23 protein-coding genes and 2 pseudogenes are annotated in these 24,710 nt (G+C 72.7%); 11 read left to right on the plus strand and 14 right to left on the minus strand.

The features are described from left to right. Positions 1-6: 6 nt before the first annotated feature. Together ACIHCM_RS02105 and ACIHCM_RS02110 are read right to left on the minus strand one after the other, a co-directional pair. Positions 7-750 carry a zinc ribbon domain-containing protein gene (locus ACIHCM_RS02105; RefSeq protein WP_399888700.1) on the minus strand — a complete coding sequence of 248 codons (744 nt, stop codon included), beginning with the start codon at positions 748-750 and terminating at the stop codon, positions 7-9. Next, on the minus strand, positions 747-1,601 hold the full coding sequence (locus ACIHCM_RS02110) for a Nif3-like dinuclear metal center hexameric protein (RefSeq protein ID WP_399887828.1): 855 nt from the start codon (positions 1,599-1,601) through the stop codon (positions 747-749). The genes ACIHCM_RS02105 and ACIHCM_RS02110 overlap by 4 nt, the downstream gene beginning before the upstream one ends. A 187-nt stretch (positions 1,602-1,788) precedes the next feature. Here ACIHCM_RS02110 and ACIHCM_RS02115 point away from each other — a divergent pair, with 187 nt between their 5' ends. Both ACIHCM_RS02115 and ACIHCM_RS02120 read left to right on the plus strand, forming a co-directional pair. Beyond that, positions 1,789-3,018: a hypothetical protein gene (locus ACIHCM_RS02115; protein WP_399887830.1), complete on the plus strand. Its 1,230-nt coding sequence runs from the start codon at positions 1,789-1,791 to the stop codon at positions 3,016-3,018. 107 nt (positions 3,019-3,125) lie between these two features. Further along, a complete protein-coding gene (locus ACIHCM_RS02120) occupies positions 3,126-3,281 on the plus strand; it encodes a hypothetical protein (protein ID WP_399887832.1) in 156 nt (51 codons plus the stop codon). A gap of 33 nt (positions 3,282-3,314) precedes the next feature. Here the strand turns inward: ACIHCM_RS02120 and ACIHCM_RS02125 are convergent, their stop codons facing one another. The 3 genes from ACIHCM_RS02125 to ACIHCM_RS02135 are packed head-to-tail and all read right to left on the minus strand — an operon-like array spanning position 3,315 to position 6,286. Continuing rightward, positions 3,315-4,283, minus strand: a complete 969-nt coding sequence (locus ACIHCM_RS02125; protein ID WP_399887833.1) for a 3-oxoacyl-ACP reductase — start codon at positions 4,281-4,283, stop codon at positions 3,315-3,317. 44 nt (positions 4,284-4,327) lie between these two features. After that, on the minus strand, positions 4,328-5,404 hold the full coding sequence (locus ACIHCM_RS02130) for a Zn-dependent alcohol dehydrogenase (protein ID WP_399887835.1): 1,077 nt from the start codon (positions 5,402-5,404) through the stop codon (positions 4,328-4,330). 24 nt (positions 5,405-5,428) lie between these two features. Then, the gene (locus ACIHCM_RS02135) at positions 5,429-6,286 is read right to left on the minus strand and encodes a MaoC/PaaZ C-terminal domain-containing protein (protein ID WP_399887837.1); all 858 of its coding nucleotides are present in this window, start codon (positions 6,284-6,286) and stop codon (positions 5,429-5,431) included. A 244-nt stretch (positions 6,287-6,530) separates the two neighbouring features. Here ACIHCM_RS02135 and ACIHCM_RS02140 point away from each other — a divergent pair. Beyond that, a pseudogene (locus ACIHCM_RS02140) lies at positions 6,531-6,977 on the plus strand (response regulator); the annotation flags it as partial. A 250-nt stretch (positions 6,978-7,227) separates the two neighbouring features. Here ACIHCM_RS02140 and ACIHCM_RS02145 read toward each other — a convergent pair. The 3 genes and pseudogenes from ACIHCM_RS02145 to ACIHCM_RS02155 form a co-directional block, all read right to left on the minus strand. Then, the gene (locus ACIHCM_RS02145; protein WP_399888755.1) at positions 7,228-7,374 is read right to left on the minus strand and encodes a hypothetical protein; all 147 of its coding nucleotides are present in this window, start codon (positions 7,372-7,374) and stop codon (positions 7,228-7,230) included. Further along, positions 7,370-7,555: pseudogene (locus tag ACIHCM_RS02150) on the minus strand (SigE family RNA polymerase sigma factor); the annotation flags it as partial. The gene ACIHCM_RS02145 and the pseudogene ACIHCM_RS02150, both read right to left, overlap by 5 nt. Positions 7,556-7,648: 93 nt before the next feature. After that, positions 7,649-9,094, minus strand: a complete 1,446-nt coding sequence (locus ACIHCM_RS02155) for a DHA2 family efflux MFS transporter permease subunit (RefSeq protein ID WP_399887839.1) — start codon at positions 9,092-9,094, stop codon at positions 7,649-7,651. Positions 9,095-9,291: 197 nt separating this feature from the next. Between ACIHCM_RS02155 and ACIHCM_RS02160 the strand changes: the two genes are divergently transcribed. The 6 genes from ACIHCM_RS02160 to ACIHCM_RS02185 all read left to right on the plus strand — a co-directional run bounded on the left by ACIHCM_RS02160 (position 9,292) and on the right by ACIHCM_RS02185 (position 16,268). Continuing rightward, on the plus strand, positions 9,292-9,861 hold the full coding sequence (locus ACIHCM_RS02160; protein WP_399887841.1) for a TetR/AcrR family transcriptional regulator: 570 nt from the start codon (positions 9,292-9,294) through the stop codon (positions 9,859-9,861). Positions 9,862-9,910: 49 nt separating this feature from the next. Continuing rightward, on the plus strand, positions 9,911-11,074 hold the full coding sequence (locus ACIHCM_RS02165; protein WP_399887843.1) for a GDSL-type esterase/lipase family protein: 1,164 nt from the start codon (positions 9,911-9,913) through the stop codon (positions 11,072-11,074). A 153-nt stretch (positions 11,075-11,227) separates the two neighbouring features. After that, entirely contained in the window at positions 11,228-12,967 is a 1,740-nt protein-coding gene (locus tag ACIHCM_RS02170; protein ID WP_399887845.1) for an MFS transporter, read from the plus strand. A 274-nt stretch (positions 12,968-13,241) separates the two neighbouring features. Further along, on the plus strand, positions 13,242-14,183 hold the full coding sequence (locus tag ACIHCM_RS02175; protein WP_399887847.1) for an N-acetylmuramoyl-L-alanine amidase: 942 nt from the start codon (positions 13,242-13,244) through the stop codon (positions 14,181-14,183). Positions 14,184-14,342: 159 nt separating this feature from the next. Beyond that, complete coding sequence (locus tag ACIHCM_RS02180; protein WP_399887849.1) at positions 14,343-15,158, plus strand: hypothetical protein; 816 nt, start codon at positions 14,343-14,345, stop codon at positions 15,156-15,158. Positions 15,159-15,257: 99 nt separating this feature from the next. Then, a complete protein-coding gene (locus tag ACIHCM_RS02185; protein ID WP_399887851.1) occupies positions 15,258-16,268 on the plus strand; it encodes an LLM class F420-dependent oxidoreductase in 1,011 nt (336 codons plus the stop codon). A 4-nt stretch (positions 16,269-16,272) separates the two neighbouring features. On the opposite strand, the gene ACIHCM_RS02190 is transcribed toward ACIHCM_RS02185, so the two are convergent. Genes ACIHCM_RS02190 through ACIHCM_RS02200 form a run of 3 tightly spaced genes read right to left on the minus strand, consistent with a single transcriptional unit; the run spans position 16,273 to position 19,866 of the window. Then, positions 16,273-17,025: a hypothetical protein gene (locus ACIHCM_RS02190; protein ID WP_399887853.1), complete on the minus strand. Its 753-nt coding sequence runs from the start codon at positions 17,023-17,025 to the stop codon at positions 16,273-16,275. Beyond that, positions 17,012-18,586, minus strand: a complete 1,575-nt coding sequence (locus ACIHCM_RS02195; RefSeq protein WP_399887855.1) for a substrate-binding domain-containing protein — start codon at positions 18,584-18,586, stop codon at positions 17,012-17,014. The genes ACIHCM_RS02190 and ACIHCM_RS02195 overlap by 14 nt, the downstream gene beginning before the upstream one ends. Then, entirely contained in the window at positions 18,583-19,866 is a 1,284-nt protein-coding gene (locus tag ACIHCM_RS02200; RefSeq protein ID WP_399887857.1) for a hypothetical protein, read from the minus strand. The genes ACIHCM_RS02195 and ACIHCM_RS02200 overlap by 4 nt, the downstream gene beginning before the upstream one ends. A gap of 158 nt (positions 19,867-20,024) precedes the next feature. On the opposite strand from ACIHCM_RS02200, the gene ACIHCM_RS02205 reads away from it, so the two are divergent. Continuing rightward, positions 20,025-20,321 carry a hypothetical protein gene (locus tag ACIHCM_RS02205; RefSeq protein WP_393104262.1) on the plus strand — a complete coding sequence of 99 codons (297 nt, stop codon included), beginning with the start codon at positions 20,025-20,027 and terminating at the stop codon, positions 20,319-20,321. A gap of 94 nt (positions 20,322-20,415) precedes the next feature. On the opposite strand, the gene ACIHCM_RS02210 is transcribed toward ACIHCM_RS02205, so the two are convergent. From ACIHCM_RS02210 to ACIHCM_RS02220, 3 genes are read right to left on the minus strand one after another with little or no spacing between them, the layout of a single operon-like run. Then, entirely contained in the window at positions 20,416-21,486 is a 1,071-nt protein-coding gene (locus tag ACIHCM_RS02210; protein WP_399887860.1) for a prenyltransferase, read from the minus strand. Beyond that, a complete protein-coding gene (locus tag ACIHCM_RS02215; RefSeq protein ID WP_399887862.1) occupies positions 21,483-22,217 on the minus strand; it encodes a class I SAM-dependent methyltransferase in 735 nt (244 codons plus the stop codon). Before ACIHCM_RS02215 ends, ACIHCM_RS02210 begins: the two co-directional genes overlap by 4 nt. After that, positions 22,211-23,752, minus strand: a complete 1,542-nt coding sequence (locus ACIHCM_RS02220; RefSeq protein ID WP_399887864.1) for a glycosyltransferase family 4 protein — start codon at positions 23,750-23,752, stop codon at positions 22,211-22,213. Before ACIHCM_RS02220 ends, ACIHCM_RS02215 begins: the two co-directional genes overlap by 7 nt. 231 nt (positions 23,753-23,983) lie before the next feature. Between ACIHCM_RS02220 and ACIHCM_RS02225 the strand changes: the two genes are divergently transcribed. Then, on the plus strand, positions 23,984-24,622 hold the full coding sequence (locus ACIHCM_RS02225) for a TetR family transcriptional regulator (RefSeq protein ID WP_393104254.1): 639 nt from the start codon (positions 23,984-23,986) through the stop codon (positions 24,620-24,622). The last annotated feature ends 88 nt before the right edge of the window (positions 24,623-24,710 follow it).

Consider the following 24,710-nt stretch of genomic DNA (forward strand, 5'->3'; position numbering starts at 1 on the left):
CGTCCCCTACAGCCCCGACTCGGACGTGCGCACCAGGATGCGGCGGCAGTTCTCGCACCGCACCACCGTGTCCGGCGCCGCCTGGCGGATCTCGCTCAGCTCGGTGATGGCGAGCTCCTGGCGGCAGCCCTGGCAGGTCCGCTGGTAGAGCTTGGCCGCGCCGATGCCGCCCTGCTGCGCGCGCAGCTTGTCGTAGAGCCCCAGCAGGTCCGCCGGGACCGAGCCCGAGACGACCTCGCGCTCCTTCGTCACCGACGCCGTCTCGCCGTCGATCTCCTCGAACGCGGCGTCCCGGCGCGCGCTCGCGTCGTCGATCTTCGCCTGGACGGAGCCGACCCGCTCGGTCAGCTCGGCGACCCGCTCCTGCGCGGACTCCCGGCGCTCCATGACCTCCAGCACGACGTCCTCCAGGTCGCCCTGCCGCTTGGCGAGGGAGGCGATCTCGCGCTGGAGGTTCTCCAGGTCCTTCGGGGACGTCACCGCGCCGGAGTCGAGGCGCTGCTGGTCACGGACGGCCCGCTGGCGCACCTGGTCGACGTCCTGCTCGGCCTTGGTCTGCTCGCGGGCGCAGTCGCTCTCCTCGGTCTGCGCGGCCACCAGCAGGTCGCGCAGCTGGGTCAGGTCCTTGGTCAGCGACTCGATCTCGGCGTGCTCGGACAGCGACTTCCGGCGGTGCGCGAGCTGCTGGAGACGGACGTCGAGGTCCTGGACGTCGAGGAGTCGGATCTGGTCGGCGGGCGCGGCGTTCAGTTGGGGGCTCCAGGAGTTGTCGTCGGGTTGGACGCCGCGTGGGCGGTCCATGGGTCGGTGACCGTCTTCGAGACGTGGACGCGCAGGTCCCAGCCGTGGCGGTCGGAGATCTCGTCGAGCTGGGCGGCGCCCAGCTCGCACCAGGGCCACTCGGTGGCCCAGTGCGCCGCGTCGAGCAGCGCGAGGGGACTGTGGGCGCGGGCCTCGGACGCCGGGTGGTGGCGCAGGTCCGCGGTGAGGAAGGCGTCCACGCCGGCCGCCCGGACGGCGTCGAAGAGGCTGTCGCCGGAGCCGCCGCTGACGGCGACCGTGCGGACGGTGGCCCCGGGGTCGCCGGCGACCCGGATGCCCTGCGCGGTGGCGGGCAGCCGTTCGGCGGCGAGGGCGGCGAACTCGCGGACGGTCAGCGGGTGGTCCAGTTCGCAGACCCGGCCGAGGCCGCGGCGCCCCTCGGGGTCGCTCGCGTCGGGGACGAGGGGCCGTACGACGCGCAGGTCCAGCGCGCCGGCCAGCGCGTCGCTGACCCCGGGGTCGGCGGTGTCGGCGTTGGTGTGGGCGACGTGCAGCGCGATGTCGTTCTTGATGAGGGTGTGCACGACGCGGCCCTTGAAGTGGTCCGCCGCGACCGTCGTCGTACCGCGCAGGTAGAGCGGGTGGTGGGTGACCAGCAGGTCGGCGCCCAGCTTCACCGCCTCGTCCACGGTCTCCTGCAGCGGGTCGACGGCGAACAGCACCCGGGTGACCTGCCGGTCCGGTTCGCCCACGACGGTGCCGACCGCGTCCCAGGACTCGGCCCGCTCGGCGGGCCACAGGTTCTCCAGCGCGGCGATGACTTCAGACAGACGGGGCACGGAACACAGGCTACCTGGCTGTTCTGTGCCGTTGAACCTGTGCCGCCGCCCCCGCCACGCTCAGCACACCGGCCCCTGTTCCCTCCGCGGAACCGCCGGACCGCCACCCTTATGTGTGAAGCCGCGGTCGGCCGGTGCCCCGCCTGTGCATCCGAAAACTAGCTTCGTTACCGGAGGTGACCGAACGATGACTGCATGTGTTGTCGAGGCCACGGCCGGGGACGAGGACGCGTCCTCCCCGCAGCCCGGCTGCGTGATCACGGTGGACGGCGCGTACGCGGCCCGCCTCGCCCGCAGCGGCGACTCCTGGTTCCCGGAGCGCTGGACGCTGGACGGCCCCGAGCCCTACGCCGTGCCACTGCCCGGCAACCAGCCGGAGGAGCCCGGCACCGAGGTGCAGCCGATGGGCGACGGCCGGGTGCTCATCCGCCGCCTCACCGCCGGGCGGCACGCCTTCTCGCTGCTCTACCCGACCGGCCCCGGCACCGGCGAGCTCCCCCTCGGCGCGGTCGAGTGCCCCGGCCCCGGCACCCGGCTGCGGCTGTTGCCGCCCGCGCCGGGCGGCGACGTGGCGTACGCGCTCGCGGTCGGCCCGGACTCCAGCTCCGTGTGGCTGGTCGCGGGCGGCGCGTTCGGGCCGGAGCACGTCGCCCAGCTCCCCGGGCGGTGCTCGGGCGGGGTCTGGCTGGACCGGACGGGGCGGCTGCTCGCCCTGGACCGGGAGTCCGGTGGCCGTACCAAGACGGTCGTGGTGGACCTCGGGCGCGGTGGTGAGGTGTCGCCGCTGCTCCAGATCGCCGCGGGCAGCGACGACCGGCTGCTGCTCGCGGACCCCGACAGCGGGCTGCTGCTCATCCGGTCCGACGCGCCCTGCCCCGGCGACGGCGGCCGGCTGGGCTGGGGGGTGCTGGGCAGCACGCTGCCGGTGCGCTTCCCGGACTGTCTGCGGGCGGCGGCCGAGTGTGCGGTGACGCCGTTCGCGATCCAGCCGGGACAGGTGCTGACGCCGGAGAGCTGCGGTGTGGCGCTGCGCATCGACGGTCCGGACGGCAGCTGGGTGGGCGTGTGGCGGCCGGCCGAGCGTCAGGTACGGCATCTTCCGGCGCCGCAGGGGTGGCTGGCGGGCGCCGGCCTGTGGACCAGGGACGGTGTGCTGCGGCTGCCGTACGCCACCGAGGGGGCCGCGTGCGGGGTGGCGGAGTGGGCGGTGCCCCGGGAGGCGCCGCGCGCGGGCGACGGGGGCGGGCGGGCGGGGGGCTCGGGGGACACGAGCCCGGAGGATCCGGTTCCGGACGGCGCGGCTTCGACGGCTCGAACAGCTGCGGAGCCGTCGGAACCGGGTCCTCCGGAGCCTGCCGCGCCACGTCCGGTGCCCTTGCAGCAGGCGCCGCTGGCAGGTCGTACGGCAACTAGGTAACGAAGTAGTGGCGGTTGGCGTGTGCGCCTGGATCCGGCCGGAGGTGCCCTGGTTAAACTCGCCCGGCTTGAGCAAAAAAGATCATGTTGACGGGGTGACTTCTTCCGATGAGCGACGCCAGCACGTCCCAGCCGCTGCCCGACGTCCAGGACTCCACCGGCCACGGCCGGCACCGGGGTCCGGTCGCGACGCACGACACCGAGTCGGCTCCTCGCGGCCGGCACCGCAAGCCGGTGGAGCAGCAGACCGAGTCGGCGGCCTGACGGTATGTCGATCGGCTGGAACCAGGGCCCCGTTCACCTTCCGGTGAGCGGGGCCTCGCCGTGTGCCGCCCCGTGTTCGCGCCGGAGACCGAGCACCTCCGTCGCCGCGAACGTCTCCCCCCGCTCCCGCTCGGCGAAGTGCGCGGTGAGCAGCGTGTCCAGTTCGTCGTACGTGAACGTCTCCTGCTTGCTGTCGAACTTCGCCCGCACCCGGGGCCGTTCGACCACGGCCACCATGCCGCCGTGCACGACGAGGAGCTGTCCGCTGATCCGCCCGGCGGCCGGTGCCGCCAGATAGCCGACGAGCGGGGCGACGTGCTCGGGTGCGAGCGGGTCGGGTCCGGTGGGTACGTCGGTGAACACGTCCTCGGTCATCCGGGTCCGTGCGCGCGGGCAGATGGCGTTCGCCGTGACGCCGTACTTCGCCAGGGCGTGCGCGGTGGACGTCGTCAGCCCGACGACGCCGCCCTTGGCCGCCGCGTAGTTGGGCTGTCCGGCGGAGCCCGCGAGGAAGGCCTCCGAGGAGGTGTTCACGATCCGCCCGTACACGGTGCCGCCCGCCGCCTTCGCCCGCTCCCGCCAGTACGCGGCGGCGAACCGGGTGGTGTTGAAGTGGCCCTTGAGGTGGACCCGTATCACCGAGTCCCACTCCTCCTCCGTCATGGAGAAGACCATGCGGTCGCGCAGGATGCCCGCGTTGTTCACCAGGATGTCGAGCTTGCCGAACTCCTCCACGGCCGACTCGACCAGTTCCTGCGCCTGTCGGTGGTCCGAGACGTCCCCGGTGTGGGCGACGGCCGTGCCGCCCGCCGCGCGGATCTCGGCGGCGGTCTCCTCGGCGGGACCGGCCGAGGCCTGTCCCGTGCCGTCCCGGCCGGGCTGCCCGTAGTCGTTGACGACGACGGCCGCGCCCAGCCGGGCCAGCTCCAGCGCCTCGGCCCGGCCGAGGCCGCGCCCGGCGCCGGTGACGATCGCGGACAGCCCCGCGAGTGGCAGTGACATACGAGCCCCTTCGGTGAACGTACGAGCCCTTGGGCAGCGGATGCTCAGATCTCGATGCAGGTACGCAGGGAGGTGCCGGTGCGCATCTGGTCGAGGGCCTCGTTGATCCCGGCGAGCGGTACCCGGTGGGTGATCAGGCCCGCGAGGTCGATCCGGCCCGCGCGCCACAGCGCGATCGTCCGCTCATAGGAGCGCAGCACGTCGCCGCCGCCGTACATCGACGGCAGGATCCGCTTCTCGTCGAAGAACAGCTCGAACATGTTGAGCTGGAGGAAGTCGTCCATGGCGCCCGCGCCGACGACGACCAGGGTGCCGCCGCGCCGGGTGGACTCGTACGCCGTCCGGGCGGTGGCCGACTTCCCGACGACCTCGAAGACGTGGTCGAAGCCCTCGCCGGCCGTGAGCTGCTGCTTGACGTCGGCCAGTTCCTCCGGCGGCACGGCCCGGGTGGCCCCGAACCGCAGCGCGGCCTCGCGGCGCCCGGCGACGGGATCGACGGCGACGATCTCGGCGGCGCCCTTCAGCCGCGCGCCCTGGATCGCACAGATCCCGACACCGCCGCAGCCGATGACGGCGACCGACGCGCCGGCCTGCACGTCGGCCGTGTTGAGGGCGGCGCCGAGGCCGGTGGTGACCCCGCAGCCGATGAGGGCGGCGATGTCGTAGGGCACGTCGTCGGGGATGGGCACGGCACAGCGGGCGTCGACGACGACCTCCTCCGTGAAGGTGCCGGTACCGGCGAAGCCGAACAGGTCTCCGCCGGGGCGCCGGTAGTTGGGGGTGCCCGCGTTCATGAAGCCGGCCAGGCACAGCTGGGTCTGGCCGCGCCTGCACGCCGGGCAGGTGCCGCAGGCGGGCAGCCAGCAGACGACGACCCGGTCGCCGGGCTTCAGGCCGGTGACCCCCTCGCCGACCTCGGCGATCTCGCCCGCGCCCTCGTGTCCCGGCACGAACGGTGCCGGCTGCGGCAGTACCCCGTTCATCGCGGAGAGATCCGAGTGGCACAGCCCCGTGGCGCGCACCCGGATCCTCACCTTGCCCGGGCCGAAGCCCACCGCCTCGACGTCGTCGAGTATCTCGAGCTTCTCCTGGCCGATCTCGTGCAGTACGGCTGCGCGCATGGTGCGGCTCCCCTCAAGAGTCCTTCACGTGTGCTGGACGACGGTGTCGGCCAGGACCGGCGCGTCGTCCCGTTCGGCCGAGCTCACGGCGACCCGGACGCCCGCTTCCTGCCGCCACATACGGATGCGCAGGGTCTCGCCCGGGTAGACCACGCCCGCGAACCGTGTGGTGTACGAGCGCACCCGGGTCACGTCGCCGCCGAGCAGCGTGTCCACGACCGCCTTGAGCGCCATGCCGTAGGTGCACAGCCCGTGCAGGATGGGCCGCTCGAACCCGGCGACCTTGGCGAACTCGGGGTCGGCGTGCAGCGGGTTCCAGTCGCCGGAGAGGCGGTAGAGCAGGGCCTGGTCCTCGCGGACGGCCCGCTCCACCGTCCGCTCGGGCGGCCCGGCGGGTGGGTCGAGGCGCGGGGACGGGCCGCGGTCGCCCCCGAAGCCGCCCTCCCCCCGCAGGAAGATCTGCGCGTCGTTGGTCCACAGCGGGCCGTCGGCGTCGGCGGCCTCGGTGCGCAGGACGAGGACGGCCGCCTTGCCCTTGTCGTACACGCCGGCGATGCGCGAGGTGGCGGTCGCGCTGCCCGTCGCCGGGATCGGCCGGTGCACCTGGAGCGACTGGCCGCCGTGCAGGACCCGGGCCAGGTCGACCTCCACACCGGGCATGGACAGCCCGCTGATCACCCCGGGTGCGCCGGAGCCCGCGACGGTGGCGAAGCTCGGCAGCACGTGCAGGCGGGATTCCAGGGTGTAGCGCAGTTCGTCGGGGTCCGTGGCGGGGAGCCCGGCACCGATGCCGAGGTGGTAGAGCAGGACGTCCTTGGCGGTCCAGGCGATCTCGCCGGTCCGGGGTTCGGCGGCGAGCGCCTTGGCTGCGTCGATGGGCATGGGGCTCCTGAGTGCTCGCGGGGCTGGGAACCTCGGTGCGACCGTCCGCACCGTCGGCCGCACCGAGGTCGTCACGAGGCCGTGAAACCCGCCAGATCTAGAACGCGTTCCAGTACGGCGAACCTCTGTATAGCCGAGCCGGTCGGAGTTGGGAAGGCTCCTGACGGCATGTCAGGTGAGCTTTGTTCAGCTTCTCGCACGGGCGGCGGCCACTCCCTGCGCCTACGCTGAGCCCGTGAACGAGATGCCCCGTGACCACCGGCCCGCGAGGTCCGTCAGGGTGCTGCTCGCCGGGGACGGGACGATCAGCGGCGGAGGGCTCGCCGCGCTCCTCGGCCTGGTGACGGACCTCCACGTGGTCGCCCAGGTGCACACGGGGGACGCCCTGGTGGACGCCGCCCTGGTGCACCGCCCCGACGTCGCCCTCCTCGACGTGGAACTCCCCGGCATCAGCGGCCCGGACGCGGCGGCCGCCCTGCGCGAGCAGGTGCCGGACTGCCGGGTACTGCTCCTCACCACCTACGCCCGCCCCGGCCTGCTCCCCCAAGCCCTGGCGTCGGGCGCCGCCGGCCTCCTGGTCAAGGACGGCCCCCTGGAGGACCTCACCACCGCGATCCGCCGCGCCCTCACCGGCGAAACGGTGATCGACCCGACTCTCGCGATCACGACACCCCCGGCAGAACCCCGGCCACCGGCGGCCTGACCCCTCACCCCGGCGACCCCGCGCCGTCACTCGCCCGGACTCGTTGCGCCTGACGCGGCGCCCGCACGGTCTCGTACCGCCTACCCCGTGACCCTCACGGACTCGTACGCAGAGCCTTCCGGCGCCAGGCACACGAACCAGTGGACCGAGGAGCCCGCGGCGGGCCGGATCCATGGGTCGTCGACGCTCGCCGACGAGTCCGCGGGGGCCCTCTCGACGTCCTCCGTCGTGCCGTCCTTCAGGTGCAGGTGACCTGCCGGGCGGTCGTGGCGACCTGGCCGATGACCAGGCGACTCGAAGCGCCGGACCCCGAGCCCAGGGGAAACGCGGCCGCCTGGACGTCCCGTCCCGCCGGTGGATCCCGGTCCGGCTGGAAGCCCGTCATCAGCGCGTCGGACTCCCACCCTGCGCCAGGCGGCATAGACCTGTTCGAGCGTCGACCGGACGAGGTCCTCCGCCGCGTGCTGCTCCCCCGTGAGGAGAAACGCCGTACGCATCAGCCGCGGCCGGCGGCCGATGACGAAAGCCTGGAACTCCTCGTCCCCGGCCCTGTCACGATCCCCCATGTGCACCTCCTGGATACACGGAGGAGTCCACGAGCCCCACGAACCGTTGCCCCGTCACGCCGGGAATCCCGACTCGCCCCACCCCGGGGGGGGTCACCCGGTGCGGACCGCCACCTTCCGCGGCAGCCAGACCGCCATCAGCACCGCCCCCGCCACCAGCACCCCCGCGCTCGCGCGGAACGCCAGGGCGTAGCCCTCGACCAGTGCGGCGGGGCTCGCGGTGGCTGCCTCCAGGGGCGAGCTGTCCTCGGTGCGGGCCGCCGCCAGGGTGGACATCACGGCCAGGCCGAGCGAACCGCCCATCGTGCGTGAGGTGTTGACCAGGCCGGAGACCAGACCGGCGTCCCCCGGCGCCGCCCCCGACGTGGCCAGCGCGGCAAGGGGCGTGGCCGCCAGGCCGGCCCCCAGCATCATCAGGATCCCCGGGATCATGATCGCCGTCAGATACGCGCCCTCCGCGGTGATCGTCGACTGCCAGCCGAAGCCCACCGCCGCGACGACGGTCCCGAGGACGGCCACGTTCCGCGCGCCCGCGAACCGCATCAGCCGCGGCGCGAGCTTGGAGCCGGCCACCACCGCCAGGGAGCTGGGCACCAGGGCGAGTCCGGCCTCCAGCGGCGTGTACCCGAGCACGTTCTGGGCGTAGAGGGTCATGAAGAACCACATGCAGAACATCGCCGACCCGCTGAGCAGCATGGCGACGTTCGCCGACGCCACGGACCGCAGCCGGAACAGCCCCAGCGGCATCAGCGGAGCCGCCGTACGGGCCTCGACCAGCAGGAACACCCCGATCAGCGCCAGCCCCACGACCAGCGGCACCAGCGTCGCCGCCGCCGTCCACCCCTCGGCCTCGGTCTGCGAGATGCCGAACGCCAGCACGCCCAGCCCGGCCGTCACCAGCAGCGCGCCCGGCAGGTCCAGCCGCCGCCGCTCCCCGGCCCGGCTCTCCGGCAGCCCGCGCAGCGCGCCGAGCAGGACGATCGCCCCGACCGGCACGTTGATCAGCAGCACCCAGCGCCAGGACAGGCCGTCGACCAGCAGCCCGCCGACCAGTCCGCCCGCGGCGCCGCCGCCCGCGCCGACCGCCGTCCAGGTGGCGATCGCCCGCGCGCGGGCCGCCCCCTCCGGCACCGCGGCCGTGAGGATGGTCAGCGTCGAGGGCGCCAGCACCGCCGCGCCCAGTCCCTGCAGCGCCCGGGCGGCCAGCAGTTCCCACCCCTCCCGTGCCAGCCCGCCGCCCAGCGAGGCCAGCGTGAACAGCGCGAGCCCGACGAGGAACATCCGCTTGCGCCCGTACAGATCACCGGCGCGTCCACCGAGCAGCATGAAGCCGGCGAAGGCGATCGCGTAGGCGTTCACCACCCACTGCAGCCCGGAGCCGCTCAGCCCGAGTTCGGCCCGCATCGAGGGCAGCGCCACGTTCACCACGGACACGTCGAGCACGACGAGGAACTGCCCGGAACAGGCGAGCGCGACCACCATCCAGGTGGGGACGCCGGTACGACGGGATATGCGGGGGTCCGCTGCGGCTCGGAGCATGGGGGCCATGGTCTCAACCGCCGCGCGCCCGGCGCATCGGGAATTCGCCCCACAGTTCCTCGGTCCTGCGGCGTAGGCATCAGGTTCCGCGAAGGATCCCTCCAAGGCCGTCAGTACTTGCTGTAAGCCATCGGCACTTGCCTAATATCTTTAGGCAAGTGCACAATCGCATTCGGTTGGCGAAGGGAAGGAAGCTGATGGCTCGCGCAGGACTGACCGCCGAACGCCTCACCCAGGCCGGCGCCGAGCTCGCCGACGAGGTCGGCTTCGACCAGGTGACCGTCTCCGCGCTCGCCCGCCGCTTCGACGTCAAGGTCGCGAGCCTCTACTCGCACGTGCGCAACTCCCAGGACCTGCGGACACGAATCGCCCTGCTGGCCCTGGAGGAGATGGCCGACCGCGCCGCCGACGCGCTGGCCGGACGCGCCGGCAAGGACGCCCTGACCGCCTTCGCCGGCGTCTACCGCGACTACGCCCGCGAACACCCCGGCCGCTACGCCGCCGCCCAGCTCAGACTCGACCCCGAGACGGCCGCCGCCGGCGCGGGCGTCCGGCACTCCGCCATGACCCGCGCCATCCTGCGCGGCTACGACCTCACGGAACCCGACCAGACCCACGCGGTCCGCATGCTGAGCAGCGTCTTCCACGGTTACGTCAGCCTGGAGCTGGCGGGCGGCTTCAGCCACAGCGCCCCCGACTCCCAGGAGTCCTGGAACCGGATCATGGACGCCCTCGACGCCCTCCTGCGCAACTGGCCCACGACCTGACCCCGCGACCGCGCCCCCGCAAGCCCCCGAGACGACACAGGCAGAGGCCATGGACTCCTGGATCACCACCCCCCTCACGCCCGCCCACCTCCGCGGCGCCCTCGATGTCGAGCGCACCCCGCACGGCCTGCTCCCGCACCGGCTGCCCGCCGCCGCCCGCGCCCAGAACACCGACGCGCAGCTGGAGATGGCCGAGTCCCAGCCCTCCGGCGTGCGCCTGGCCCTGCGCACCCGCGCCACCGTGATCGAGCTGGACACGCTCCCGACCAAACGGGCCTACACCGGCGCCCCGCCGCGCCCGGACGGTGTGTACGACCTGCTGGTCGACGGCCGGCTGACCGCCCAGGCCACCGCGCCCGGCGGCAACCTCGTCACGACGGACATGACCACCGGGGCCACCGCGCTGCGCTCCGGGGAGCCCGCCGCCGTCCGCTTCGGCGGTCTGCCCGAGGGCGACAAGACCGTCGAGATCTGGCTGCCGCACAACGAGATCACCGAACTCGTCGCCCTGCGCACGGACGCGCCCGTCGAACCCGCCCCCGACTCCGGCCGCCGGGTCTGGCTGCACCACGGCAGTTCGATCAGTCACGGCTCCGACGCGGCGAGCCCCACCACCACCTGGCCCGCCCTCGCCGCCTCCCTCGGCGGTGCCGAACTCGTCAACCTGGGCCTGAGCGGCAACGCCGTACTGGACCCGTTCACCGCGCGCGCCCTGCGGGACACCCCCGCGGACCTGATCAGCGTCAAGATCGGGATCAATCTGGTCAATCTCGACGTGATGCGGCTGCGCGCCTTCACGCCCGCCGTCCACGGCTTCCTCGACACGATCCGCGAGGGACATCCCGCCACGCCCCTGCTGGTGGTCTCGCCCATCCTGTGCCCCATGCACGAGGACACCCCGGGCCCCTGCGTCTTCGACCTCGGCGCCCTCGGTGACGGCCGGCTCCGGTTCCGGGCGGCGGGCGACCCGGCGGAGACGGCCGCGGGGAAGCTCACCCTGAACGTCATCCGCACCGAACTGTCCCGGATCGTGCGGCAGCGCTCGGCCGACGACCCCCACCTCCACCACCTCGACGGCCGTGAACTGTACGGCGAGGCCGACCACGCCGAGCTCCCGCTCCCCGACGACCTGCACCCCGACGCCGCCACCCACCGCCGCATGGGCGAGCGTTTCGCCGAGCTCGCCTTCGGCGCGGGCAGGCCCTTCGCCTGACCCGACGGCCTCCGGGCGCACTGACGAAAGATCAGATCCCCATGAGACGGTCAAGTTTCCTTAGCGACGCGAAGCACCGGAATAGTTGCCCGAGCGCACGGGGTTCACCTTGAACGTATCCACGATCTTCTTCCGGCCCGGAGGCCCCACCCCATGACGCTCACGACGACCGGCCGGCCCACCGCGAGAGCGGGCGGAGCCGTCGTCCCCGTGCTCGCCTTCGCGGGCATCGTTGTCGCGGTGATGCAGACCCTGCTCGTCCCGGTCATCAAGGACCTGCCGCAACTGCTGGACACCTCCCCCAGCAACGCCACCTGGGTCCTGACCTCCACCCTCCTGTCCGGGGCCGTGGCCACCCCGATCATGGGCCGCCTCGGCGACCTGTACGGCAAGCGGCGCCTGCTGGTGCTCAGCCTGACGGTGATGGTGTTCGGCGCCCTGGTCAGCGCGTTCACCAGCACCCTGGTCCCGATGATCATCGGCCGTACGCTCCAGGGCTTCGCGATGGGCGCGATCCCGCTCGGCATCGGGCTGATGCGCGACATGCTGCCGCGCGAGCGCCTCGGCTCGGCGATGGCGCTGATGAGCTCCTCCATCGGCGTCGGCGGCGGCCTCGCCCTGCCGGCCGCGGCTCTGGTCGCCCAGAACGCCGACTGGCACGTCCTCTTTTACGGCGCCGCGGGACTCGGCGTCGCCGCCATCGCCCTGACCTTCCTCGCCGTACCCGAGTCCCCGGTCCGCGCCAAGGGCCGCTTCGACGTGCTGGGCGCGCTGGGGCTGTCCCTGGGGCTGGTGCTGTTCCTGCTGCCGATCACCAAGGGCAGTGACTGGGGCTGGTCCTCGCCCACCACGCTCGGCCTGTTCGGGGCCGCCGCCGCCGTCCTGCTGCTGTGGGGCGTGCTGGAACTGCGCATATCCTCGCCGCTGGTGGACCTGCGCACCACGGCCCGCCGCGAGGTCCTTCTCACCAACCTCGCGTCGATCATGGTCGGCGTCTCCTTCTTCGTCGTCTCCCTCGTCCTGCCCCAGCTCCTGCAGCTCCCGTCCGCCACCGGCCACGGTCTGGGGCAGTCGATGGTCGTCGCGGGCCTGTGCGTGGCCCCGCTGGGCCTGACGATGATGTTCACCGCGCCGGTCTACGCCCGGCTCTCCGCCCGCTACGGCCCCCGCACCACCCTGATCATCGGCCTGCTCGTCATCGCCCTCGGCTACGCCGGCGGCCTCGGCCTGATGAACGCCGCCTGGCAGACCGTCGTCATCTCGGTGGTGATCGGCGCGGGCATCGGCCTCGCCTACTCCTCACTTCCCGCACTGATCATCGGCGCGGTCCCGGCCTCGGAGACCGGCGCGGCCAACGGCCTCAACACCCTGATGCGGTCCATCGGCACCTCCGTCTCCAGCGCCGTCATCGGCATGGTGCTGGCCGACACCGCGGACATCGTCGGGGGCGTCGCCGTCCCCACCAGGCACGGCTTCCAGGTCTCGTTCCTGGTCGCCACCGCCGCCGTCGCCGTCGGCCTGGTCCTCGCCCTCTGCCTGCCCCGACGCCGCCCCTCGGACCTGCCGCAGCCGCGGGCGAGCAGCGAGGAGGAGGCGAACCTGGAACACGCGGTCACGGCGCTGGGGGGCTTCCGCGGCCGGGTCCTGGCCGCCGACGGGACACCGGTCGCCCGCGCCAAGGTCACACTGATCGACCGCCGGGGCCGGCACGCGGGCGCGACCCTGTCCGGCGAGGACGGCGGCTACGCGCTGACAGTCCCGGCCGGGGGCTCCTACGTCCTCGCCGCCCAAGCGGCCGGACACGGTCCGCTGGCCTCCGCCGCGACCCACTCCGGCGACGCCGGCCCGATCGACCTGGACCTCCTTCTCCCCGGCGAGACGGTCACGGCCTGAGCCCCTCTCCCCACTGCCCACCCGCACCCCCGGTCAGGCCTGATGGACCCTGGACCCTGCCCACCGTCCGCCACACCCCGCACAGGGCCGGCCCGGAGGAGACATCGACGCCGGCTGCGAGCGCTGGGCGCTCCGCGGGCGCCGGCCCGCTCGTCGTCCACGGCGTCTTCCCCGACTGCGCCGGTGAGTTCCCGGCCGGGATCCGGCCCGGCCGCCACCCGGAGGGACGTACACAAACCGGGGTGGCGGCGCCCCGGCCGCTAGGGTGGCAAGCGTGTCGTACACAGGTCCGGAGTTCGATTCGCCCACGCCCCGCCGCTCCCGCCGCCGGGTGATGACCGTCGCCGTCGCGGCCCTCGTGCCCGGCGCCCTGCTCGGGTGGGCGGTGTACGAAGCAGTGGGTGGCACCGGCGGTTCGGGAGGGGGGCGAGCGGAGGCCAAGGCGCCCGCCACGAGCCGGCCGTCCCCCTCGTCCGCTGAGCCGTCGCGCACGACCCCGTCGTCCGACGGTGACAAGCCCGCCCCCGCGCCCTCGGGCGGGGACACCCTCAAGGGCAAGGTCGTCGTCATCGACCCCGGTCACAACCCGCACAACTTCGAGCACCCGGCCGAGATCAACAGCAAGGTGGACATCGGGACGGGCAAGAAGGAGTGCGACACGACCGGCACGGCGACCAACGCGGGGTATACGGAGGCCGAGTTCACGCTCGACGTCGCCCGCCGCCTGCGCGCGGTCCTTCAGGACCAGGGCGCCACGGTGAAGCTGACGCAGAACGGCGACCGGACCTACGGCCCGTGCATCGACGAGCGGGCGCGCATCGGCAACGAGGCGAAGGCCGACGCGGTGGTGTCCATCCACGCGGACGGGTCCGGGCTCGGCAACCGCGGGTTCCATGTCATCCTCCCGGCCTCCGTGCACGCGGGTGCCGCCGACACCCGGCCGATCGTCGCGCCCTCGCGCGAACTCGGCGAGCGCATCGCGGGGAGTTTCGTACGCGTCACGGGCAGCGCGCCCTCCAACTACGTCGGGGGCGGCACCGGTCTCGTCACGCGTCAGGACCTGGGCGGTCTCAATCTGTCAACAGTTCCGAAGGTGTTCATCGAGTGCGGCAACATGCGCGATAGCAAGGACGCGGCACTGCTGATCAGCGGAGCCTGGCGGCAGAAGGCGGCGCAAGGGATCTCAGAGGGAATTGTGAGTTTCCTGCGCGGGTAGTGACCGGCGCGATCATCCCGGCGGACAGGTCGTTCGTACGGACGATAGTGTCGTCCCTACGATGAGGGGCCACCCCCGCGCTTCGCACCTTGGGCCTGAGGGCCACTCGGTGACAGCGACGCCTCTACCGACGACGAGACGACCTGCGAAGGACCTGAAGTGAATATCCGCTCCCTCACTCGAGGCGACGGCGTGGTGATCGGAGCAGCGGTGTTGCTGTTCATCGCGTCGTTCCTCGACCTGTACTCGATCGACGGCGCCCCCGACAGCATCGAGATCCCGAGCCTCTGGTCCAGCGGGCCGGTCGTGCTCGGTGTGGTGCTGGCGGGGATCATCGGCGCCGCGCTCGTCGTCGTGGCCCGGGGGCTGCCGCAGACCCCGAAGGTCGCGGGCCTGGAGCTCGGCCAGTTCGGCGTGGCCTTCACGGTGTTCGCCGCGTGGAGCGCCCTCGGCAACGTCTTCGACCCGAGCGGTGGCGCCAACAACTTCGGCGGCGACGAATCCGGCCCCGACGCCGGCATCGGCCTGATCCTGGCCCTGGTCGCCACCCTCGTGATGGCCGCCGCGGCCGTCGCCACCCCGCTGGTCCCCGCCCTCAAGGGCGCCCTCCTCCCGGCCCCCCGCCCGGCCGCCCCCCAGCCCTACGGCGGTCCGCCGCAGGGTGGTTACGGCTACCCGGGCGCGCAGCAGCCCGCCGGGTACGGTCAGCCGCAGCCGGGGCAGCCCGGTCAGCCCTACGGCCAGCCGCAGCAGCAGCAGCCGCAGCCGCCCGCCGGCGACTTCTCCCCGTTCTGGTTCGCGGTGCCGGTGCCGCGCCCGCTGTTCGGTGAGGACGGCTCGCCGTCCCCGATCGCCGAACTCGCCCCGGGCACCTGGTACCTGGCCGTCGAGCAGCGCGGGCAGGCGCTGGTCGCGCAGACGCAGGACGGCCGCCGCGGCGTGCTCCAGGACACCAGCGGCATCCAGCGCGGCTGATCCGCCCGCCGTACGTCCGGCCCCTCGCCCTTCCGGGCGGGGGGCCGTTGTCGTACAGTCGTCCCTCGTTGAGCTGACACTTCGTCAGGAGGCGGCGCTATGCGGCTCGGTCTCGCGCTCGGCTACTGGGGCCGCGGCCCCTCCCCCGACCACCTCACGCTGGCCCGGGAGGCCGAGCGGCTCGGGTACGACTCGGTGTGGACGGCAGAGTCCTGGGGCTCGGACGCCTTCACCCCGTTGACCTGGATCGCCGCCCACACCTCGACCATCAAGCTGGGGACGGCGGTTGCCCAGATGGCCGCCCGCCCGCCGACGACCACCGCCATGCACGCCCTCACGCTCGACCACCTTTCCGGCGGCCGGATGATGCTGGGGCTGGGCCTGTCGGGGCCGCAGGTGGTGGAAGGCTGGTACGGGCGGCCGTTCCCGTCCTCACCGCTGACCGCGACCCGGGAGTACGTGGACGTGGTACGGCAGGTCCTGAGGCGGCGGGCCCCCGTCGAACTCGACGGCCGGTTCCACCCCCACCCGTACCGGGGCGCGGACGGCACCGGGCTCGGCAAGGCCCTCAAGGCCATCACGCATCCGCTGCGCCCGGGGCTGCCGGTGCTGCTCGGCGCGGAGGGCCCGAAGAACATCGCGCAGACCGCGCGGATCGCCGACGGCTGGCTGCCCCTGTACTGGTCACCGCTGCGCACCGAGGTCTACGAGCCCTCCCTCGCCGGCGCCCCCGAGGGCTTCCTGGTCGCCCCGCTGGCGCAGGCGCGGGTCTGCCGGGACGTCGCCGAGGGCCTGCTGCCGGTCAAGGCGATGCTCGGCTTCTACATCGGCGGCATGGGGCACGCCCGGCGCAACTTCCACGCCGAGCTGATGGCGCGCATGGGGTACGAGGAGGAGGCCCGGCGCGTCCAGGAGTTGTTCCTCGCCGGGCGGCGGGAGGAGGCCGTGCGGGCCGTGCCCGACGCGTTCGCGGACGAGATCTCCCTCGTCGGGCCACGGGAACGCGTCGCGCAGCGGCTGGAGTTGTGGCGCAAGGGCCCGGTGACCGATCTGCTCGTGCTGGCCCCGGACCCGCACACCCTGCGGGTGCTGGCCGAGCTGAACTCCTGACGGCTCAGCGGAAGATGGCGACCGGGTCGAGGGTGAGCCTGCGCTGCCCCTCGTCCCAGGCCAGCACCTTGCCCAGGCAGCGGGCGGTGAACCGGCCGGTGTAGTAGTGCTCCTCGCGGAAGTCGCCCCGGCCCTGCGCCTCGAAGCACATGATCTCCACATGGGCGCCGGCGCCGTACGGGGCGCTCAGCCGGACGCCGTTCTCCTCCCGTTTCGCGGTGAAGCCGCCGGTGACGGAGACGTACTCCAGACCGAGCGCGCTCAGCGGTATGTCCCCGTCGGGGTAGCGGCGGCTCAGCCTGTCCGCGCTGGCCCGGTTGAGGACGAGGTCGCCCTCGATGAGGTCGGCGTCCACCACGCGGTCCTCCTTGCGCATGGCGTCCATGACCACGCCGATGACGTTCATGGGGTTGGCCTCGCGGAGGTAGGTGGTGACCTGCTCGCGGGTGACGCCCCGTTCCGCCCTGCCCAGCCAGAGGAAGAGCTTGCCCCACAGCCCGAAGTTGTTCTGGACCTGGAGCCGGTGCGCGACCTCCTGGCTCAGGGACTGGGCGAAGCCACCGACCTCGTAGATGTCCATGACCCGCTGTTTGTGCAGGTAGAAGCACATGTCGAGATGCGTCCCGCCGAGACCTCGCCGGCCGCGCAGCCGCTGCCGGCCGTATCCGAGCACCAGGACGGCACAGATCGCCGTGACGGCCCAGACGAGCAGCCACGGCCACCACAGGCCCCACCACTGACCATCAATGACACCCACGGATCTCCTTGAACGCGTCGGAGAGGGAGGAGAGGCCCGCGTCGACCATGCGGCCACCGGTGGCCCTGGCGGCGCGTTCCAGGGCGGCCGCGTCGGCCTCTCCGAAAAGGACGGGGAAGGTGGGCACCGCCTCCGCGTCGGCACCGAGGGCCTCGTGGCGGCGCAGGAACTCCTCGTAGCCGATGCCCGCGTTGTTCTCGCCGTCGGTCATCAGCACGATGGCGACGGGACGCGCGGGCTCGTCGCGTACGGCGGCGGTGGCGATGCGGTAGCCCCGGTCGAGGGCGGTCCACACGGCGGTGGCGTCGTCGTAGCCGCCGTCGGCGACCAGCTGGTTCAGGGTGCGCAGTTCGGCGTCGCCGCGCACGGTCACCGTGGTCTCCTCCAGCACCCGGCCGCCGAACCGGACGACCGAGAGCCGCTCGCCCCGGTAGAAGCGGGCGAACTTGCCGGTGGCGGTGTCGTCGGCGCCGCTCAGTCCCGCGAAGGCGGCGCGCAGGCCGGCCATCCGCTCGCCGCGCATGGAGGTGGAGAAGTCGAGGACGAAGACGACCTGGTCGGCGGTGCGGCTCCGGGGGTCGCCGTAGTCGGTGACGAGCTGCTCGACGACGGAGAGCCTGTCGGGGAACGACAGGGCGTTGCCGACGTCCGCGCGCAGTTGCCCGGAGGGCTCGACGTCCGGGTGGACCGGGCGCCGGAAGGTCCGCTCCATGAGCGCGCGCTGGGTGCCGGAGCTCAGCAGCCAGTCCACCACCCTGCGGTACGCCTCCCGCTGTTCCCGGTCGAGCAGCAGCAGCGGGAAGTCGGAGAGCACCATGCCGTCGTCGGGGTGCACGATCCGCAGGGGTTCGGCCCGCCGGTCGCCGGCGTTCAGCGCGAGCAGCTCCGCCTCGTGCGCGATCAGCGCGTTGGTCCTGCCCGGCTTGGCCAGATAGGCGTCGATCAGGGCCCGGGAGCCGGCCGCCGTGAGGGTCTGGCCGGAGCGGAAGCCGCGCAGCCGGTCGCAGGAGACGTCCTCCGCGCGCAGCGCGCGTCCCGTACCGGCGGCCGCGGTGGCGACCCCGACGAGCGCGGCGCGGCCGGTGTCGCTGTGCCGGGGGTCGGCCATCCCGAACCGTAAGGTTCCGTCTGCGGCGGCGTCCGCCACGTCGGCCCAGGAGATCCGGCCCCCGGGAGCGGCCTCGCGCAGGGTGTCGGCGACGTCGGGTTCGAGGCCGACGACGACCGGCGAGCGCATGATCGGGGTGGACTCGGGGCGGGTCAGCCGGCCCTCGGAGTCCTGGACGCGCAGCTGGAAGGAGCGGTCGGAGGCGAGCCACGCCAGGTCGTACCCCGCCCCGCCCGGGTACTGCCCTTCGAGGTCGGCGTTGGCCTCGTAGGTCATCTCCAGCTCCACGCCCGTGTCCTGTCGCAGGTCGTCGAGCAGCGGGGCGAGGTCGGCGAGTTCGGGGCTGGCGAGGACGCGCAGGGTGACCGGTGCCTCGTCCTGTGTGCAGGAGGTGAGGCCGGCGAGGAGGGCCAGGACGAGCGAGGCGGTCAGGGCGCGTCCGAGGCGGGTCATGAGACGTCGTCCAGGTCGGGCGGCGGGCAGTCGCCGACGTAGGTGATGATGTCGTCCAGGACCTGCAGGCCGGGTTCGAGCGCCTTCGTCCGGTCGGGGTTCGGGACCGGGACCTGGATGCCGTGCGCGCGCAGGTAGTTGTCGAGTTCCTGGCTGGCGCCGTCCTCACCGGAGAAGCGGATCCGGAAGCCGAGTTCCAGGGCGCGGCGGCGCAGTTCCGCGTCGTGTTCGATCAGCTCGACCAGCCGGTCGCCCCGCGGGCTCAGGGAGATGAGCTGCGGCTCGGTGAGGGCGTAGGGCTTGGGGTAGAGCAGGACGCGGCTGGTGTCCTGGGTGCTCTGCTTGGCCTCGTGGGCTATCTGGTGGGCGAGGTACTGGTGCTCGTAGATCAGGGCGATGGGCGCCAGGGACTCACCGAGGGCGGAGAAGTAGCTGTCGGCCTGCTCGTCGGCCCACATGCCCTGGAGGGTGACGAGGGGCTTGATCTCGGCGGAGATCCGGGCCACCTCGGCGCGGGCGCGCTCGGGGTCGTTGGGGTGGCTGGATCCGGGCGTCTTCTCGCCGCCCGCGACGAAGGCGAGCATGCTGAGGTAGGTGCCGGCGGAGTTGGACTCGCAGACGTTGGACGTGCGCACCAGGACGCTGCCGCTGTTGCGCTCGCCCTCGGCCACCTCGTCGTAGCCGATGCCGTTCCAGGTGTCGGCCTCCTTGCCGTCGCCGTCCCTGGGACCGTCCTCGGGATCGTCGCGGTCGTCCACGCCGTTGAGCAGGGTCATGAACTTCGCCATGTCGAGGTCGTAGTAGAGGGTCGGCGCGCCCGTGGACCGCTGCGGGGTGGCGACGCCCGCCTTCACCAGGGCCTCCGCGTAGTCGCGGAAGCTGCCGAGGACCAGCGGGGAGACGAAGGGGCGCACCGTCTGCCCGGTGTCGTCCGGGCGGTCCAGGATCTGCTTCGCGGCGGGCTGGCCGGAGGGGAAGACGACGTCCAGGCCCTTCAGGGAGCGGGTGGCGATGCCGCGGGAGCCGAGGCGGCGGATGTCCACGCGGATGCCGTGCTTGAGCAGCAGCCGCTGGACCTCGGGGTCCTTGAAGTAGTCGGACTTGGACGCCATCCGCGACTCGATGACCGTGATGCGTTCGAACGGCCGCAGGGTGTTGCCGGAGATCAGCAGGGACAGCAGTCCGGCGAGGGCGAGCGGCAGCGCGACGACGACGAGCCGCGGGACGCGGCGGTGTGTGGTTCTGCGGATGGTCAGTCTCGGTTCCACGGTCGCGGACAACGGCCCTCCTGCCGCTCAAGGGGCCAGGATCATCAGTGACCCCGTGGAACATCATCCCCCGGAGTGGTCAACTCCACCCGAACACGGGAGAAATGAGCGCCGGCCGCGGGCGCGGGACTTGTGGGTTTCAGCCAGGGACGAGCGGCAATCCGTAGGGCATGTCTCCCAGATATCGCAATGGTGCCAACCAGGCAGGCACGGTCATAGCGATCGTCGCCGACATCATGGCCCTCATCCTGGGCCTGTGGATCCTCATGTACTTGCTGGACGCCAACCCAGGCAACGACTTCGTGCAGTTCGTGCACGACGCCGCGCGCTGGCTGGCCGGCTGGTCCCACGACCTCTTCACCTTCGACGCGGCATGGGCACGCGTCGTCGCGGGCTACGGTCTGGCGGCCGTCGTGTACCTGTTCGTGGGCCACGCGATCGCGGGCCGCATGCGCCGCCAGCACTGACTCGCCCGCAGGGGCGCGGGGAACTGGGCGTTCAGCCCCGCACGACCCGCGCTCCCACCGGACGGGCCGAGCCCCCGGGCGCGTCCGAACCCCGTCAGCCGCAGCAGTCCGGATCCAGCCCCGCCGGCAGCAGCTCCCCGCCGAACACCGCGCAGGTGGCCTCGTGCCCACCCAGCGCCGCGACGGCGAGCAGGAGTGAGCCCGCCGTCCACGTGGTCAGCTCACGTGGCCAGATCGCATCGTCCTCGTACACGTAACCCGTCCAGTACAGCCCGGTTCCCGGGTCACGCAGATGCTGGATGGACTGCAGGATCTCCAGCGCACGGTCGGACTCGCCCATCACCCACAGGGTCAGGGCGAGTTCGGCCGATTCGCCGCCGGTCACCCACGGATTGGGTACCACGCACCGCACCCCGAGGCCGGGTACGACGAACCGCTCCCAGCCCTCCTCCACCCGGGCCTTGGCCTCCGCGCCGGTCACCGCGCCGCCGAGCACCGGGTAGTACCAGTCCATCGAGTAGCGGTCCTTGTCCAGGAACCGCTCGGGGTGCCGGCATATCGCGTGACGCAGCATGCCCAGCGCCAGCTCCCAGTCCGGCTGCGGCTCCTCCCGCTGCTCGGCGATGGCGAGCGCGCAGCGCAGCGCGTGGTGGATGGACGAGCATCCGGTGAGCAGCGCGTCCGTGACGGGCGTCCCGTCGTCCTGTCGCTTCCAGCCGATCTGCCCGCCGGGCTGCTGGAGCGACAGCACCCATTCGACGGCCGCGTGGACCACGGGCCACATTTGGTCGAGGAAGGTGTCGTCGCCGGTGGAGAGGTAGTGGTGCCAGACGCCCACGGCGGTGTAGGCGACGAAGTTGGTCTCGCGCCCGGGGTCGGTGACGTCGTCGTGCGCGCCGTCGGCGTACGCCGCGTACCAGGAGCCGTCCTTGCTCTGATGGGCCGCGAGCCACAGGTACGCCCGCTCGGCGGCGTCGTGCTCGCCCGCCGCGTCGAGCGCCATCGCGGCCTCGACATGGTCCCAGGGGTCCAGGTGGTGTCCGCGGAACCACGGGATCGCCCCGTCCTCCCGCTGCACGGCGAGGATGCCGCGTACGGTCGCGGCGGCCTCGTCGGCGGTGAGGACCCCGGGCAGGACCAGGTGTTCCGTCCGGGGTGTCGTCACGCGGCGCCCACCGGGGGCAGGTGCGGCTTGGTCGCGTAGGCCACGAAGCTCTTGCCGATGAGCGGGTTCAGCGCCTGCTCGGCGACCCGGGTGGCCAGCGGCTTCTTCATGATGTCCCAGACCAGCAGCTTGTGGTACGCCCGGACCGGCAGCGCCTTGTCGTTGTCGACGCCGAACGCGCACTTCAGCCACCAGTACGGGGAGTGCAGGGCGTGGGCGTGGTGCGTGCCGTACGGCTTGAGGCCGGCCTCGCGGATCCTCGCGAGGAGTTCGTCCGCCTTGTAGATGCGGATGTGGCCGCCCTCGACCTCGTGGTAGGCGTCGGAGAGGGCCCAGCAGACCTTCTCGGGGCCGTAGCGCGGGACGGTGATCGCGATCCGGCCGCCGGGCTTGAGGACCCGCACCATCTCGGCGAGTACGCCCTTGTCGTCGGGGATGTGCTCCATCACCTCGGAGATGATGACGACGTCGAAGGACTCGTCGGGGAAGGGCAGGGCGAGGGCGTCGCCCTCCATGGCGGTCGCGGTGGCGCCCGCGGGTGCCTCCCCCGCCTCCTTCATCGCCGCGAACCACTTGGCGACCTCGCGGATCTCCTCGCCGTTCTGGTCCAGCGCGACGACCTGCGCGCCGCGCCGGTAGCACTCGAACGCGTGCCGTCCCGCACCGCAGCCGAGGTCCAGGACGCGGTCGCCCGGGGCGAGCGGGAACCGGGAGAAGTCGACGGTCAGCACGTGGTCCTGCTTTCGCGGTAGACGCCGGTGGTACGGGTGGGGGTGGCCTCGGAGGGCGTGGCAGCGGGGCTCGGCGAAGCTCCGCCGGCGACCTGGCCCACGGGGTTCTCGGCGCCGCTCACGACACCGCCGGCCGCGCCCGCCCGCGAACCCGCGCCCGCCATCGGGGCGGGGCGTCGCTCCGGGCCTGCGCAGGGGCCGGTCACCGCGTCGCTGCCGGGCCGCCGGGGACTCCCGGCGCGGGCGATCGCCTCCCGGTACCGGGCCACCGTGCCCTCGGCGGCGCGCGCCCACGTGAAGTGGCTCAGGACCCGCTCGCGTCCGGCCGCGCCGAGCCGCGCGCGCAGCTCCGCGTCGCCGAGGAGCCGGCTCAGCCCGGCGGCCAGCGCGTCCGCGTCGCCCGGCGGCACGGCGAGGCAGGTCTGCCCGTCCTGGCCCGCCACCTCGGGAATCGCCCCGCCGGTCGTGGCGAGGAGCGGTGTGCCCGTGGCCATCGCCTCGGCCGCCGGCAGTGAGAAGCCCTCGTACAGCGACGGCACGCACGCGACCTGCGCCGAGCGCACCAGGTCGACGAGTTCGGCGTCCGAGATCCCCTTGACGAACTCGACGGCGCCTTCGAGCCCGTACCGCTTCACGGCCTGCGCGACCGGCCCCTCGGTGGGCCGCTTCCCGACGACGACGAGGTGGGCCCCGGGATGCTCGGTGCGCGCCTTGGCCAGCGCCTCGACGAGGAAGACCAGCCCCTTCAGCGGCACGTCCGCGCTGGACGTCGTGACGATTCTCCCCGGCACCTGCGGCACCGACGGGTCTGGCGAGAACAGGTCGGTGTCGGCGCCGATGTGCACGACGTGGACCCGGTCCGCGCGGACGCCGAGATGGCCGGCGATCTCCTGGCGTGAGGTGCCGGAGACGGTGAGGACGGACGGCAGGCGCCGCGCCACCCGCTTCTGCATGCGCGTGAAGCCGTACCACCGCTTCACGGACAGCCGCCGCTTGAAGCCCTCCGCCGCGTCCAGCTCCAACTGCCGGTCGACGGTGATGGGGTGGTGGATCGTCGTCACCAGGGGCGCGCCGACGTCGCCCAGCAGCCCGTACCCGAGCGTCTGGTTGTCGTGCACGACGTCGAAGTCGCCGCGGCGCGCCCGCAGATGACGGCGTGCCCGCAGGGAGAAGGTCAGCGGCTCGGGGAAGCCGCCGGTCCACATGGTCGCGACTTCGAGGGCGTCGATCCAGTCCCGGTACTCGTCACGCCCCGGCGTGCGGAAGGGGTCGGGCTGGCGGTAGAGGTCGAGGCTCGGCAGCTCCGTGAGGCTCAGGCCGTCGTAGCCCTCGTCGAGGACGGGGTAGGGCTGGGCGCCGATGACCTCGACGTGGTGGCCGAGGCGGGCCAGTTCGCGGGAGAGGTGCCGGACGTAGACGCCCTGGCCGCCGCAGAACGGGTTTCCCTTGTATGTCAGGAGCGCGATGCGGAGCGGTCGCAAGCCGTCGGCGGCGAGGGCCTCCAAAGAGCCCGCCTGACTGGCCTCAGCGGTCACTCTGGGCCCCCTTCTCCCTGCACTGTCCCGCGAGATTACGCCGGGACGCTAACCTAGAACAAGTTACAGACTTGATCGTTCAAGAGGCTCTGAATCTACCGGCAGGTAGCGCCGCTGTGAGCAGTGGATCAGGTGATTCACGCCACGGCTCGCCGGGGCACGCGGCGGCGGTCCGCGCCTGCCATGCTGTCTGATCGCACGCCCTCACGGACTGTCACGAAACGGGACCTCATGCCTGCGGAAGCCAAGGTGGAAGCCAGTAGAGCGCGGTCCGCCGCCCCCGCCGCGCCGCCCCTCACCGAGCGGCAGGAGGCGCGCCGGCGCCGCATCCTGCGGGCCTGCGCCCAGTTGGCCAGCCGGGGAGGTTTCGACGCGGTGCAGATGCGCGAGGTCGCGGAGTCCTCACAGGTCGCACTCGGCACTCTCTACCGCTACTTCCCGTCGAAGATCCATCTGCTGGTCGCCACCATGCAGGACCAGTTGGAGCACATGCACGGCACGCTGCGCAAGAAGCCCCCGACGGGCGAGACGGCGGCGGAGCGGGTCGCGGAGACCCTGATGCGCGCCTTCCGCGCGCTCCAGCGCGAGCCGCATCTGGCCGACGCGATGGTCCGCGCCCTCACCTTCGCGGACCGCAGCGTGAGCCCCGAGGTGGACCAGGTCTCCCGGCAGACCACGGCGATCATCCTGGACGCCATGGGCCTGGACGACCCCACCCCCGCCCAGCTCTCCGCGGTCCGCGTCATCGAGCACACCTGGCACTCGGCGCTGATCACCTGGCTCTCGGGCCGCGCCTCCATCGCCCAGGTCAAGATCGACATCGAGACGGTCTGCCGCCTGATCGACCTGACGACCCCCGAGGACGCGTAGCCGGGCCCGCCCGGCGCGCTCAGGCCCGCACGGCCCGGGAACGGGCATGAGAAGGACCTACGAGACGGGTTCCCTTCGCCGGTATTGC

This window comes from Streptomyces sp. NPDC052023 (assembly GCF_044548465.1).
GTDB lineage: Bacteria > Actinomycetota > Actinomycetes > Streptomycetales > Streptomycetaceae > Streptomyces.